Below are 14,791 nucleotides of genomic sequence, written 5' to 3'. Positions count from 1 at the left end.
CCGTGTACTCGTACGAAATGGAACCGGCCGAGGTCCGCCGTTGGCTCGCTGTGGCGGCGCCCGGCAGGCTCGTGCTGGTCGACGCCCAGGGCGACGACGCCGCGGCTGCGGCCTTCGCCGCAGACCTCCCCGGCGACGCCTCGCTCGCGTTGATCGTCGACCGCCTCGCCGCCGGCGGTCTCTCGAACACGCCCGCGTTCGCCGCGGCCGTGTGGGACGAGTCGGGCGCGACGGTCATCGTGCGCGGGCTCGCCGCAGCCGTCGTGACGAGCGATGCCGGGACCGAGACGGTCCTGGGCGCCCGGGCGACCACCTGGGTCGAGGAGCACCACGACGACGCGGTCAGCGTGACGCTCCGCAGCGACCAGCCGAACCCTTCCGGTGTACGGCTGCCGCTCGGGTCCGGCGCCGTCTGGACCACCTCCATCACGGCGACGCTCGACGAGGATGCGACCGCCGCCGTCCCCGCTCCGGCTGCAGACGAGCCCCGGTCGACCGAGTCGTCGACCAGCGCGCCGACCGCGGCGGAGCAGCTCGCCGCCCCGCACGTCCCATCCCCGGCGGAGCCCGCCGCGTCGGTGGCGTCGCCGTCGGCCGCCCCGGAGGACGAGGCGGGCGACGACGAGTCTGCCCCTGAATCGCCCGTCGAGCCGGCACAGCCGCTCCACGTCGTCCCGTCCGTCTCCGACACCCAGTTCTTCCACGACGAGGACGACCCGGACGCGCCCCAGGCACCCCCGGAGGAACCCGTCGACGAGGGCTACGACTTCCTGTTCGGCCAGACCGTGCTCCGTCCGGTCGGCGCGGCAGCCGTCGACGAGGCCGGCGACGCCGAACGCGCGGCGACCCAGCTGGCCGCCGAGCAGCAGGCTGCGGCGACGGCTGCGCCCGAGGCCCCGGTCGCGGAGGCGACGGAGCTCGGCGACCACGACGGCCACACCATCCTCGCGGAGGACCTCGCGGCCCTCCGTGCGCGTCGCGCGGCGGAGACCCCGCCTTCGCGGCCGACCACCCCCGCGGCCACACCGCTCACCTACCTCGAGCTCCCCGGCGGCACCCGGCAGTCGCTCGCGTCACCGGTCGTCCTCGGTCGGGCACCGAGCGTCTCCCAGGTCCCCGCATCGGTCGTCCCCACGCTCGTCACCCTCGCCGGCGACGACATCTCGCGGAGCCACGTCCGCGTGGCGGTCGAAGGCGGCACGGTCGTCGTCACGGATCTGCACTCGCGGAACGGCACCCAGGTCGTCCTCCCCGGCCAGGCGCCGCAGTCCCTCCGTCCGGGGGAGTCGACCCCTGTGATCGTCGGAACCGTCATCGACCTCGGCGGCGGCGTCGCACTCCGCGTCCGAGAGGGCTGACGTGCGTCGTTCCCCCTCACAACCGCCGGCCATCCCCGGACTGCGGTTCGAACGACAGCTCGGAGCGGGCGGGTTCTCCGACGTCTTCCTGTACGAGCAGCAGCTGCCGAGGCGTCAAGTGGCCGTCAAGGTCCTCCTCGCCGAGCACCTCAGTGAGCAGACGCGTGAGGCGTTCGTCGCCGAGGCGAACCTCATGGCGCAGCTGTCGGCGCATCCGTACATCGTCACGATCTACACGGCGGACGTCGCACCCGACGGTCGGCCGTACCTCGCCATGGAGTACTGCGCCGGGCCGAGCCTCGCCGAACAGGCGAAGCTGCGCCGGTTCCCCGTCGCCGACGCGCTGCGCACGGGTGTCCGCCTCGCCAGTGCGGTCGCCACCGCGCACGCGGCCGGCATCCTGCACCGCGACATCAAGCCGGCCAACGTGCTCACGAACGCCTACGGCTGGCCGGCACTCACCGACTTCGGCATCTCCCAGGCCGTCGAGCTCGAAGTGCCGTCCGCCGTGGAGGGCCGCCCGGGGGACGTGGGTTCGACGGGGGCCTCCGGAACGCAGACGGTCGGTCTGTCGATCCCGTGGTCGCCACCCGAGATGTTCGAGGACGAGCCACGACCCGACGTCCGGTCGGACGTCTTCTCCCTGGCCGCCACCGTCTACACGCTGCTCGCCGGACGGACGCCCTTCGAGATCCCGGGCCAGTCGAACGGCGCGGCCGACCTCATCAGCCGCATCGAGCGAGGGACCGTCACCCCGCTCGGGCGTGACGACGCACCCGCCTCACTCGTCGCGACGCTGCAGAAGGGCCTCGCGAAGGACCGCGCCAACCGCTTCGACAGCGCCGTCGACTTCGCCCGCGCGTTGCAGCGGGTCGAGATGGAACTCGCCTACGCGCCGACGCCCATCGACATCCCGAACCTCGTGCAACCGCCGTCGCAGGCCCCGCGGCAGGACACGAGCGGCAGCGCCTCCGACGAGACCCGGGTCCGACAGGTGCCGTCGGTGGAGGCTCAGCCCCGGCCGGGTATCCAGCCCGCGCTCGGCGACGAGACGGTGGTGCGGTCGGCCGGCCCGCTCGTCCAACCGATCCAGCCCTCGGCACCCATCGTCATCGGCGCATCCGCCTCGGCACCCTCCGAGACGATCCGTCGCGACCGCCTCGAGCCGGCCACGACCGAACCGACGACGGACCCGACGGACGACGCCGTACGGCTCGCCAAGCGCCGCCGCCTGACGCGGTGGCTCGTGGTCGGTGGCGTCGCGGTGCTCGCCGTCGGTGGAATCGCCGCCGGCATCGTCTGGCAGGGCGCCGTCACCGACCCGAAACCGACGGCGGCGGCGACCGGCGCGCCGATCCAGCTGAGCGACGTCCCCTCGCCGAAGGCGTTCGGGGTGAACATCAGCGAGGACGGCAGCGTCGTCACGTTCATCTGGGACAACCCGGACCCGAAGGACGGCGACACGTACATCTACCAGGTGACGAGCGGCGGCAAGGACTCGCCGAAGGTCCCGACCTCGACGTACGCGGTCGACCTGAAGCCGAGCGCCCCTGGCGCGCAGCTCTGCATCGAGGTGGTGATCGTCCGCGCGGGCGTCACCTCGCCGGACCCACTCGAGATGTGCTCACAGCAGTGACCTCGACGGGCTGCCCGACGGGCGCGGCGGGAACGGACACGACGACCATGGACAGCAAGGGGAGCAGACGATGACCACGGACGAGGCGACGAGGAAGACCGCGGTACGCGTCGAGTTCTGCGGCGAGCAGTACGCCGTCGATGCACGGCAGCCGTTCCTCATCGGACGGGAGGGCGACCTCGTCGTCGACGAGAACCCGTTCCTGCACCGCACCTTCCTCAGCATCACCTTCGACGCCGGGCTCTGGTGGCTCACGAACATCGGCAACACCCTCTCCGCGACGGTGACCGACACCACCGGGAACGTGCAGGCCTGGCTCGCCCCCGGAGCGCGTCTGCCGATCGTCTTCCCCGAACTCCAGGTGCTGTTCAGTGCCGGGACGACGACCTACGACTTCACGATCACCTCGGACCTCGAGTACTTCAGCCCGTCGCAGCTCTCGACGACCACGGCGGGCACCACGACGGTCGGACCGATCCATCTCACGAGCAGCCAGCGCCTGCTGATCGTGGCGCTTGCCGAGGACGTCCTCCGGCAGGCGTCGCCCGGGCGTGGCGAGATCCCGGCTTCGGCGGCGGCGGCGGCCCGGCTCGGCTGGAGCCAGACGACGTTCAACCGCAAGCTCGACAACGTCTGCGACAAACTGGACAAGTTCGGCGTCCAGGGGCTGCGCGGCGGGCCCGGTAAACTCGCGACCGGACGCCGCGCTCGGCTCGTCGAGTACGCGGTGTCGACCCGCCTCGTGGACGCCAGTGATCTGCCGCTCCTCGACCACGCCGAGCAGGCGGCGGTCGACGAGGGACAACCGGCCCGGGGTTGACCCTCGCAACCGTTTTCCACGCCTCACTTGTTTGTTAGAGTGACTCCGCGTTTGCAGTGCGGTCGCTCGACCGCGCGTTGACCGAACACATCTGGGGGATCGTGAGCAACTGGAGCGGCTGGCTGCGCAAGCGCAAGACCGCGGCCTCGATCACGGCCCTGTCGGTCCTCGTCGCCGTCCCCGTGACCGCGGCCCTCATCCACCAGGGCTTCCCGGTGACGGAGGTGGACCTCGAGTCCCGCGACGTCTGGGTCACGAACGGCGAATCGCTCCTGGCCGGCCGTCTCAACGACCAGATCTCCGAACTCGACGGCGCGGTCTCGACGGCGTCGAACAACGCCGACATCCTGCAGAACGGCGACGACGTCTTCCTCCAGGACAAGGCGCTCTCCTCGCTCGAGCGCATCGATCCGGCGTTCACGAGCCTCATCCAGCGGGTCTCGCTGCCCACCGGTGCGACGGTGCACTACGGCGGTGACCGTCTGTCGGTCGTCGCGGGGGAGACGGGCAAGCTCTGGTCGGTCGACGCCGCCGGCGAGCTCCGCTTCGACCCCACCGAGACGAAGCCGATCGTCTCCATCGGCAAGGCGGGACAGGCGGTCGTCACCTCGACGGGCACCATCCTCGCGGTGGCGCCCACCAAGGGACGCCTCTACCGGATCCTGCCCGACGGCACGAAGACCGAGTCGAAGCTCCCGAAGCTCAAGGACTACCAGCTGAGCGCCGCAGGTGAGCAGGCGGTCATCCTCGATCTCAAGTCCGGCGACCTCATCAAGCAGGACGGTTCCGTCGTCGAGCTTCCGGGTGATCCGCTCAAGATCCAGGAACCCTCGGCGACGGACGACAGCGCGGTCGTCGCGACCGGTGACTCCCTGGTCCGCATCCCGCTCGGTGGCGGCGACCCGGAGGTGCTCGACGCGGACGTCCTCACCGCAGCGACGAGCGCGGACGAGGTCACCGCACCCGTCAACCTCGACGGCTGCATGCACGGCGCCTGGGCATCGTCCAGCCGGTACGCCGCCGAGTGCGCCGACAAGAAGCCGGTCATCGAGGACATCAACCCGGAGACCATCGGGCAGCAGCTCGTCTTCCGCGTCAACCGCTCGGTGATCGCGCTCAACAACGTCCAGACCGGCAACTCCTGGCTCGTGCAGGCGAACATGCGGCTCGTCGACAACTGGGACGAGGTGACGCCTCCGCAGGAGGAGGACGGCGAGGACGGCGACGAGAAGGCCTCCGAGCAGTCCTTCGAGGACACCCTCGCCGAGCGCACCGAGGAGAACCGTCCGCCCATCGCCCGCGACGACGCCTTCGGGGTCCGTCCGGGCCGCGCGACGGTCCTGCCGCTCCTCGACAACGATTCCGACGCGGACGGCGACGTCCTCACGATCCAGAACACGAGCGACGTCTCCGCGGAGACGGGCAAGCTCGAATCCATCGACGGCGGCCGGGCGCTCCAGTTCACCCCGGCTGAGGGCTTCGTGGCCGGAACGACGTCGTTCCGCTACTCCGTGAACGACGGCCGTCCTGGTGGTGTGGCGGATGCCGTCGTGAGCCTCGCCATCAAGCCGCCGGAGGTCAACGAGCCGCCGACGTCCCATCGGGAGGCGGCGGTCTCGGTCGAGGCCGGGCAGACGGTCACCTACAACGTGCTCGCCGACTGGCGCGACCCCGACGGCGACGACATCTTCCTCCAGTCGGCGTCGCCCGCATCCAGCGACCTCGTGCGGTTCACACCGGACGGCTTCGTCACGTTCACCCATGCCTCGCCCGAGATGGGCCCGCGCGACGTCAAGTTCGTGGTGTCCGACGGCGTGACCTCGGCGGAGGGCACGCTCAAGGTCGACGTGCAGCCGGCCGGTGCCTTGAGCCCGATCGGTACCCCGGACTTCGTGTCGACGTTCGTCGGAGAGTCCGCCCAGGTCCTCCCGCTCGCGAACGACCAGTCCCCGAGCGGTGCGCCGCTCGGCCTCATCGGCGTCGACGCCCTGCAGGGTGGGCTCGTGTCGTCGCCGAGCCTCGAGAAGCAGTCGGTCACCGTCTCCTCCAACGAGCCGGGCACCTACTACCTCAAGTACACGCTCGGGGCCGGTATCGCGTCGAGCATCGGGCTCATCCGCGTGGACGTCCTCGAGAAGCCGACCGATGTGCGGCCACCCGTCGCGGTGAAGGACGAGGGCTACCTCCGCCCGAACGAGACGATCACGATCCCGGTCCTCGCCAACGACGAGTCGCCTGGCGGGCAAGTGCTCGCTGTGCAGTCCGTCTCCGTCCCCGACGAGTCGGCGTCGCTGTCCGTCGAGGTCCTCGACAGCGCGGTCATCCGGGTCTCGTCCTCGGCGCCGATCGAGCGGCAGCTCCAGTTCACCTACGTGGTCTCGGATGGCACCTCGACGGCGACGGCGGCTGTGACCGTCGTGCCCGTGCCACCGTTGCCGAAACACCAGGCGCCGGTCGCCACCGACGACGCGATCGTCGTCCGAGCCGGAGACATCGCGAACGTCGCGGTGCTCGAGAACGACTACCACCCGGACGCCGCCGTCATGCTCGTCGACCGCGCCCTCGTCGACCCGCCGACCGCAGGACTCGCGTTCGTCGACGACGACGAGGTCCGGTTCCAGGCCCCGAGCGAGCCTGGCACCTACACGACCACCTACCGCGTCTACGACACCTTCGGTGAGGCCGACACCGCGACGGTCACGTTCAACGTGGTCGGCGAGGACAAGAAGAACAACCAGCCGCCCGTCCCGCAGCTGCTCACCTCGCGCGTGTTCGCCGGCGCGACGGTCCGTGTGGACGTCCCGCTCGACGGCCTCGACCCGAACGGCGACTCCGTCGTCGTCGACGACATCGCGTCCGCGCCGCTCCTCGGTCGGGTCATCGAACAGGGGAGCACCTGGTTCGTCTACGAGGCCGCACCCGACTCCTCTGGCACGGACACCTTCCAGTACCGCGTGAAGGACACCTACGGCGCGGTCGCCGTCGGCACGATCAAGATCGGCGTCATCGGCCGGCCGGAGGTCGACGGGCAGCCGAACGCCGTCGACGACTACGTCGAGGTGTTGCCGGGCAAGGTCGCTTCCGTCCCGGTGCTCGGGAACGACTCGGACCCGAACGGCTACACCCTGAAGCTCGCGCCGAAGCTGCTGTCGGTCGACGACGGCCTGACCGCCGAGGTCAGCAAGAGCCGTGTCGTCATCGAGGTGCCGGAGGAGGAGGCGTTCTTCACCGTCCGCTACCAGATCACCAACGGCAAGGGCGGGATCGACAGCGCCTACATCCAGGTCAAGGTGACGAAGGACGCGAAGCCGCAATACCCCGAGGCCGACGACCACGTGCTCGAAGACGCCGACATCGTGGGCAAGTCGACGATCGACGTCGATGTGCTGGACGGCGCGCAGAACCCCGGTGGTGTCGTCGGCGACCTGCAGCCGAGCCTCGAGGGCGCGAACGCCGCCTCTGGCGAGGTCCGCGACGGCGACACGATCCGCGTCACGCTCACCGACCGTCGGCAGGCGATCGCCTACCGGCTGACGGATCCGGTGACGCAGCTGAGCGGTGCCGCGTTCATCATCGTGCCGGCGGCCACCGACGGCGAGCCACCGCGGATGAAGAGCCCGCTGCCGGAGCAGATCGTGAAGGTCAACGAGACGCGCACCTGGAAGCTGTCGGACATCGCCGAGGCGCCGTCCGGCAAGCCGGTGACGATCGCCTCCGAGGGCAGCGTCGTGAACTTCCGCGGCAACGGCACCTCCAGCTACGTCGACGACGCGACGATCACGTTCACCCCGGCCAAGGACTACCGCGGTCCGGCGTCGGTGAGTTTCGAGGCGACCGACGGCCGCGAGAGCAAGCTGCTCACCCTGCCGATCACCGTCGGCGATCCTGATCTCGAGGACGTGCCGCCGACGTTCACCCCGGTGACGATCCCCGTCGAGGCCGGCGAGCCGGCCATCGTCGTCGACCTGCGCGCCTCGAGCGACCACCCCAACCCCAAGATCCTCGCTGCGCTGTCCTACCAGGGCCTCACCGGGACGTCTGCCGGTATCCAGGCCACCCTGTCCGGCTCGCAACTGTCCGTCTCGGCGCCGCAGGGCACGCAACCGGGGACCTCCGCGACGCTGAACTTCACGGTGACGTACAAGGAGTACTCGATCCCCGGTTCGGTGCAGGTGCAGGTCGTGTCGTCGACGCGACCGCTGCCGCGGGCCATCGACGACCGCGTCGAGGAGGGCCGCAAGAACAAGGCCGAGCCGGTCAACGTGATCGCGAACGACTACAACCCGTTCCCCGACACCCCGCTCAAGGTGCTCGACGCCACCGTGGAGAGCGCTCCGGCCGGCGGGGCGACGGCCACCATCTCCGGCGGAACGGTGACGGTCACCCCCGGTTCGTCCAAGAGCGGCACGGTGAGCGTGATCTACACGATCCAGGATGCGACGAACGACCCGAACCGACGGGTCCAGGGACGCATCACCGTGGTCGTGAAGGACGTGCCCGATCCGCCGACCATCGCCGTGAAGAGCGCGAAGAGCGGAAAGATCGTCGTCGTGGTCGGCGGTTCGCCCGCGAGCAACGGCGCGCCCATCGAATCGCATTCCGTCAAGTGGACCGGCGGCCAGGACCGTCAGTGTGTGCCCGGGAACGACTGCTCCTTCGATGTGACGAACGGACAGAGCTACTCCTTCAGCGCTTACGCCACGAACGCCGTCGGTCCGAGTGCGAGTTCGGAGACGGTGACCGCAACCGCCTACGGCGTCCCGAGCGCGCCGCAGAACGTGTCGCTCAGCTCGTCCGGCGACGCTCCCGCCAAGCTGTCCATGCGCTGGTCCGCACCGGCCGACACCGGTGGCAAGATCGACTCCTATGCCTGGCGTCTCGTCAAGGGGTCCAGCGTCGTGTACCAAGGGTCGACGGGGGGCACGAGTGCATCGCAGGAAGGCGTCGCCGCCGGCACGTACCAGCTCTACGTCTCCGCGACCGGTCCTGGCGGGACCGGACCCGAGGGCGGCCCGGCTGAGGTCACGGTCAAGGACCCGCCACCGCCAGACCCTCAGGGCAACATCAGCAAGGGTCCAGGTCCCATCCGCTGCGTCAGCGACGGACGCGTGGGCTGTTACCCCGTGGTCATCAATTGGAGTGACCTCCCGGCGGGCTCCTATCGACTCGATCTCTACGAGAACGGCTCTGTGGTGAGCACCCTCGCCAGTGTCGACGCCGGAGCAAGCGGGAGCGCCCAGTTCACCCGTCACTACGGCAAGACGGACTTCTCGCTGTTCGTCCGGTTCACCCGCCTCTCGGACGGCAAGTACTACGACCTGGCAAAGACCAACGGCACCGACTGGTGACCGACTCGTCGCCACCACCCCTGACACCCGAAAGCAGCCCACCCCTATGACTGTCACGCAGGAACAAGCCACCTGGTTCGCCGACGCGTTCGGCAAGCTCGTCGGCAACGTCGAGCAGGCCATCCTCGGCAAGGAGCACGTCATCAAGCTGGTCGTCACGGCGATGCTCTCCGAGGGCCACGTGCTCCTCGAGGACTACCCGGGCACGGGCAAGACGGTGCTCGCGAAGGCGCTCGCGAACACCCTCGACGGCACGAGCTCCCGCATCCAGTTCACGCCGGACCTCCTGCCCTCCGACGTCACCGGGGTGACGATCTACGACCAGGGCAAGGGGATCTTCGAGTTCCACAAGGGACCGATCTTCGCCTCGATCGTGCTCGCCGACGAGATCAACCGCGCCTCGCCGAAGACGCAGTCGGCGCTCCTCGAGGTCATGGAGGAGGGCATCGTCACGATCGACGGGACGAGCTATGACGCCGGCAAGCCCTTCATGGTGATCGCGACGCAGAACCCGATCGAGCAGGCCGGTACCTACAAGCTCCCCGAGGCGCAGCTCGACCGCTTCCTCATCAAGACGACGCTCGGCTACCCCGACCGCCAGACCTCGGTGAACCTCCTCCTCGACGCGTCCAACCGGGCCCGGGCGACGAAGGTCCAGCCGATCATCGCCTCCAGCGCGGTCATCACCATGGCGCAGCTCGCGACGGAGGTGCACGTCGACGGCAGCATCCTCGAGTACGTCGCCGACGTCGTCGCCGCCACGCGCGACGACCAGGACGTCGCGCTCGGCGTCAGCATGCGCGGCGCGTTGGCGCTCGTGCGCGCGGTGAAGACCTGGGCGATCTCCCAGGGCCGCACCTACGTGACCCCGGACGACGTCAACGACCTCGCCCAGGCCGTCCTCGCACACCGCATCATCGTCGACCCCGAGTCCGACTTCGCCGGCGTGACGGCCCAGGACATCGTCTCCCGGGTCCTCGTCAGCATCGCTCCGCCGGCCTACCGCGCAGCATGAGCGAGACCCTCGAGCAGCGCGCCACCCCCGCGCCGGACGGACCCGACGCGGTCCGGGCGGCGGCGGTCGGCGCGCCGGTCGAGGGCTCACCGGACGGTGCCGGGCAGTCGGGGGACGCCGCGCCCGCGGCCGGGCCGAACCCGATCCGTCGCATCGTCGACGGGGTGGGCGCCGTCGTCGGCCCGTGGGCGAAGGTCGCCTGGGACGCCGCGAAACCCGTGCTCGACGTCGTCAGCGGTCTCGGCTGGGTGGTCCTCGGCATCGGGGTCGTCGCGACCGTCGCCGGCTTCATCCTCGGGTGGGCGGAGCTCGTGTTCCTCGGGTTCGTGCCCCTCGCCGCGATCCTCGCCTCCGTCGCCTACCTGTTCGGCCGGTCGACGTTCCGCATCTCCATCCACCTGAACCCCAGCCGGGTCACCGTCGGCGAACGCGCCATCGGGCAGGTCCTCATCGCCAACCCCGGCGGCCGTGCGACCACGCCGACCCGCCTCGAGGTCCCGGTCGGCTACGGGCTCGCCGAGTTCGCGATCCCGGCGATCCCGAAGGACGGCGAGCACGAGGAGCTCTTCGCCGTCCCCACGAACCGGCGTGCCGTGATCCCAGCCGGCCCCGCCGTCTCGGTCCGCGGCGACCAACTCGGGCTCCTCCGCCGAGAGGTGCGCTGGACGGAACCCGTCGAACTCTTCGTTCACCCGGAGACCACGCGGCTGCACCCGACCGCTGCCGGCCTCATCCGTGACCTCGAGGGTCTCGTCACGAAGACGATCACGAACAACGACATCTCCTTCCACGCGCTCCGCGGCTACGTCGCCGGCGACGACCGGCGCTACATCCACTGGAAGTCCTCCGCGAAGACGGGCCAGCTCATGGTGCGGCAGTTCGAGGAGACGAGACGGTCGCAGCTCACCATCGTGATGACGACCGACTCCCGCTACTACGCCGACGACGAGGACGAGTTCGAGTTGGCGGTGTCCCTCACCGCGTCCATCGCGACGCAGGTGATCCTCGACCAGGTGCCGATCAGCGTCGTGACCGACCGGCTCGCCCTGCGGACCCACACGGTGACCTCCTTCCTCGACGACAGCTGCCGCCTGCAGTTGGCCGAGGGGACATTCGAGACGCCGCGGACCTTCGCCCGCGAGACCACGAAACGGCTGCCGGCTCCGAGCGTCGTCATCATCGTGGCCGGTTCGCGGCTCGAGGCCCAGGAGTACCGGGGTATCCAGCGACTGTTCGGCCCCGACGTCAACGTCTTCGGCATCCGCGTCGAACGCGGCGCGCGAGCGAGCATCAAGGACGTGGCCGGCATGAACGTGATGACGGTGGGCGCCCTCGGCGATCTCGCCAAGGTCATGTCGAGGGCCCTGTGAGCGGCGTCGACGAGCGCACGACCGTGCGTCCGCCGTCAGCCGCCGCCGACGTCGACGTGCAGGGCATCGTCCCGACGTTCGTCGCGCCCTGGCCGCTGCCCGGTCGATCCTGGATCGACCTCGTGGTGGTGTTCGTCCTCGCGGCCATCGGTCTGCTCGGCTTCGGTGCCGCACTCAGCGGCACCGGGTTCCTCCTCGCCGGCCTCGGCGGGCTGGTGCTCGGACTCGCGGTGGGGGTCGCGTCACACGCGCTGCGGTTGAACGCCATCCTGACGGGGCTCTCGACCGTCCTCGTCTTCACCCTCTTCGGCAGCGCCCTCGCGATGCCGTCGGCGGCGACGTTCGCGGTCCTGCCGAACCTGCGGACGCTCGGTGGGATCAGCATCGGTGCGGTCTTCGGGTGGAAGGACTTCGTCACCCTCCAGACACCACTGAGCGCGCCCGCCTACATCATGACCCTGCCGTACGTGGCGGGGCTCCTCGTCGGCGTCGTGTCCGCCGTGCTCGCCGTGCGCTGGCTGCCGCGTCGTCCGCAGATCGCGGTCCGCTGCGCCGTCGTCCTGGTCGGCCCGACCGTCCTGTACGCGGTCGGCGTGCTCCTCGGCACCCAGACGCCGTTCCTCGCCGCCGTCCGGGGGATCGCCTTCGCGCTGATCGCCCTCCTCTGGCTGGGCTGGCGACCGGGAGCCGGACGTGGGGAGAACGCCGCCGCGTCGACCACCGCGGTCCTCCGTCGCAAGAAGATCGTCGGCACCGTGGTCCTCGCGGCCGTCGCCGTGGTCGTCGGCGGGGGTGCTGCCGTCGTGGCCTCGCCGCCCGCGGACTCACGCTTCGTCCTGCGCGAGGTCGTCACGCCGCCGTTCGACCCCCTGGAGTACCCGAGTCCGCTCGCCGGCTTCCGCGAATACACGAAGGACCTCGCCGAGACGAAGTTGTTCACAGCCACCGGGCTCGAGCCGGGGGACCGCATCCGGCTCGCGGCAATGGACAGCTATGACGGGCGCCTCTGGACCGTGTCCGGGCCCTCGACGGCCACCGACGGGTCCGGTGCCTTCGAGCTCGTCGGTGATCAGCTCCCCGGGCCGCAGCTCATCACGAAGGGCGGCGACCGACGCGTGTCCATCGACGTCACCGGGTACGACGACATCTGGGTGCCGAGCGTCGGCTACCCCAGTGCGTTCACCCTCGACGGCAAAGCGTCGGAGCGATCCGAGGACGTCCGCTACAACGCCGAAAGCGGGGCCGCCGTCATCACCTCGGGCCTCGGGGAGGGCGACGACTACGAGGAGCGGACCACGACGCAGGCGGTGCCGAGCGACACGTTCCTCGCGACGACGCCGACCGCCCCGGTGGACCTGCCCCCGGTCACCAACATCCCCGACATCGTCGTCGCGAAGGCCTCCGAGTTCGTCGGGACCGAGACGACGCCCATGGGACAGTTGCGGAGGATCGAGCAGACGCTCCGCACCACGGGGTTCCTCAGCCATGGCCTCGCCTCCGACAGCTCGCCGTCGCGGGCCGGCCACGGCGCCGACCGCATGTCCGAGCTCTTCACCCGCACGCCGATGGTGGGCGACGAGGAGCAGTACGCCTCGGCGTTCGCGCTCATGGCCCGCTCGCTCGGGTACCCCGCACGGGTCGTCATGGGCTTCGCGCCCGAGGTGACCGAGGGTCAGGGTTCGGTGCAGGTCGTGGGTGACGACGTCACCGCGTGGGTCGAGGTGCCGTTCGAGGGTTACGGCTGGGTCGCCTTCTCGCCGACGCCGGACGAGACGGAGATCCCGCAGGACCAGGACCCGAAGCCCAAGACCGAGCCGCAGCCGCAGGTGCGCCAGCCGCCGCGCAGCGACAACCTCGACGACAGCCTCCTGACCGAGGCGTCGATCGACGACGGCGACGACGACGACAAGGACGACGGATTCGTCATTCCGGAATGGGTGTGGTGGGTCGCCCTCGTCGTGGGTGTGCCGGTGTCGCTGTACGTCATCCCGCTCCTGGCCATCGCCGGCGCGAAGCGTCGCCGCACGAAGCGACGGCGATCCGGGAGCGGCGACCGCCGTGCCGCCGGCGCCTGGGACGAACTCGTCGACCGCTACGCCGAACTCGGGTACAGCGTGCCGGCGGCGGCCACCCGGTCGAGCACGGCGACCGCCCTCGGCACGCAGGAACCGGACGGAGCCACGACGCTGACGTCCCTCGCTGGGACGACCGACGACGCGGTGTTCTCCGGCCGGGACGTCGACGACGCGACCGCCGAGGAGCTGTGGCGTCGGTCCGAGGCGGAGTCGTCGCGTGCCCAGGGTGCGCTCGGCTGGTTCGCCCGCCAGCGGAGTCGGTTCCGGTACCGCGCGAAGCGCAGCATCGTGAGTCGTCTGCAGCCGCCGTCGTCCCTCCGGGGACGGTCCGCGGGCGGGCAGCGCGCCGACGGTCGTCGCTGAGGTCCGATCCGCCGTCGAGGCGCTACCCTCGGTGAGTATGGAGCGCTCGCTCGAGACCACGGTGAGCCAGGCCGTCGACGCCTGGCTGCGGTGGTTGCCGCGCTGGCATCCCGCCGCGCACCGCGGGCGCACCAGGATCTGCCGACGGTGCATCGGTTCACCGGTGCTCCGCGCCGCGGGCCTCGTGGACGACGTCCCGCATCAGGTGCAACACGGCCTGGCGACCCGCATGAAGACGATCGTCGACCACGCGGTCGCGGAGTACACGGACCGGAACCTGCCGATCCTGCGCGCTGAACTGCGGGCGGCCGACCTCCGTGAGGCGCAGCGGGCCTACCGGCCGGGGGAGGGGCTCGACCCCGAGTTCGACGGACTCCAGCTCGACCCCGATCCGGATCCCGGCCAGCCGTACCTCTTCACCCTGACCGAGCTCGGTGCGTCCCAGGCGCGAGCCGTGCCGCCCCCGCCGCCGCTGTCGGACGACGCGAAGGAGGCGTTGCGCACCGAGATCGCCCTGGCCGACCAGTGCGCGAACGAGACCGGTCGCCGGGTGTGCGAACTCCTCATCGGACACCGCCGGGCCATCCACGACGCGATCGAGCGGTACGTGGAACCGCAGGTGGCGGCGCTCCTCGACGATCTCGCGCTCGAACTCGATTCGCCGACGTCCCCCTGGTAGTCGCCTCCCCCTGGGAGGCGTCGGGGTCTTCCCGGACCCAGGAGGGGAGATCTCCCCATCGTGCTGTCCAACAGGCGTCACTATACTTTCGAGCACTTGTCAGCAGCACGATCCATGCTCATTGGGG

General features: G+C 70.4%; 8 protein-coding genes. All 8 read left to right on the top strand.

Features of this window, described 5'->3' with window-relative positions:
• The first annotated feature begins 2 nt into the window (after positions 1–2).
• The gene (locus ASE44_RS08145; RefSeq protein WP_157579822.1) at positions 3–1,358 is read left to right on the top strand and encodes an FHA domain-containing protein; all 1,356 of its coding nucleotides are present in this window, start codon (positions 3–5) and stop codon (positions 1,356–1,358) included.
• A gap of 1 nt (position 1,359) precedes the next feature.
• The gene (locus ASE44_RS08140) at positions 1,360–2,994 is read left to right on the top strand and encodes a serine/threonine-protein kinase (protein WP_056778780.1); all 1,635 of its coding nucleotides are present in this window, start codon (positions 1,360–1,362) and stop codon (positions 2,992–2,994) included.
• A 70-nt stretch (positions 2,995–3,064) separates the two neighbouring features.
• Positions 3,065–3,814: a hypothetical protein gene (locus ASE44_RS08135; RefSeq protein ID WP_056778778.1), complete on the top strand. Its 750-nt coding sequence runs from the start codon at positions 3,065–3,067 to the stop codon at positions 3,812–3,814.
• A 77-nt stretch (positions 3,815–3,891) separates the two neighbouring features.
• Positions 3,892–9,162: an Ig-like domain-containing protein gene (locus ASE44_RS08130; RefSeq protein WP_157579821.1), complete on the top strand. Its 5,271-nt coding sequence runs from the start codon at positions 3,892–3,894 to the stop codon at positions 9,160–9,162.
• Positions 9,163–9,208: 46 nt separating this feature from the next.
• A complete protein-coding gene (locus ASE44_RS08125) occupies positions 9,209–10,177 on the top strand; it encodes a MoxR family ATPase (RefSeq protein ID WP_056008184.1) in 969 nt (322 codons plus the stop codon).
• The gene (locus tag ASE44_RS08120) at positions 10,174–11,547 is read left to right on the top strand and encodes a DUF58 domain-containing protein (RefSeq protein ID WP_056778766.1); all 1,374 of its coding nucleotides are present in this window, start codon (positions 10,174–10,176) and stop codon (positions 11,545–11,547) included. The genes ASE44_RS08125 and ASE44_RS08120 overlap by 4 nt, the downstream gene beginning before the upstream one ends.
• Positions 11,544–13,985, top strand: coding sequence for a transglutaminase-like domain-containing protein (locus ASE44_RS08115; protein ID WP_056778763.1), 2,442 nt, complete (start codon positions 11,544–11,546; stop codon positions 13,983–13,985). The genes ASE44_RS08120 and ASE44_RS08115 overlap by 4 nt, the downstream gene beginning before the upstream one ends.
• A gap of 37 nt (positions 13,986–14,022) precedes the next feature.
• The gene (locus ASE44_RS08110) at positions 14,023–14,664 is read left to right on the top strand and encodes a hypothetical protein (protein WP_056008174.1); all 642 of its coding nucleotides are present in this window, start codon (positions 14,023–14,025) and stop codon (positions 14,662–14,664) included.
• Positions 14,665–14,791 lie beyond the last annotated feature (127 nt).

The sequence above is a fragment of the Plantibacter sp. Leaf1 genome (genome assembly GCF_001421315.1).
Taxonomy (GTDB): Bacteria; Actinomycetota; Actinomycetes; order Actinomycetales; family Microbacteriaceae; genus Plantibacter.
The sequence above is the reverse complement of the archived record's forward strand: the minus strand, read 5'-3'. Positions and strand labels throughout refer to the sequence as shown.

What these genes read in the sequence shown, in the direction of transcription:
- ASE44_RS08125 (WP_056008184.1), top strand. Translation starts at nt 9,209, where the DNA reads ATGACTGTCACGCAGGAACAAGCCACCTGGTTCGCCGACGCGTTCGGC.
- ASE44_RS08120 (WP_056778766.1), top strand. Translation starts at nt 10,174, where the DNA reads ATGAGCGAGACCCTCGAGCAGCGCGCCACCCCCGCGCCGGACGGACCC.
- ASE44_RS08110 (WP_056008174.1), top strand. Translation starts at nt 14,023, where the DNA reads ATGGAGCGCTCGCTCGAGACCACGGTGAGCCAGGCCGTCGACGCCTGG.
- ASE44_RS08135 (WP_056778778.1), top strand. Translation starts at nt 3,065, where the DNA reads ATGACCACGGACGAGGCGACGAGGAAGACCGCGGTACGCGTCGAGTTC.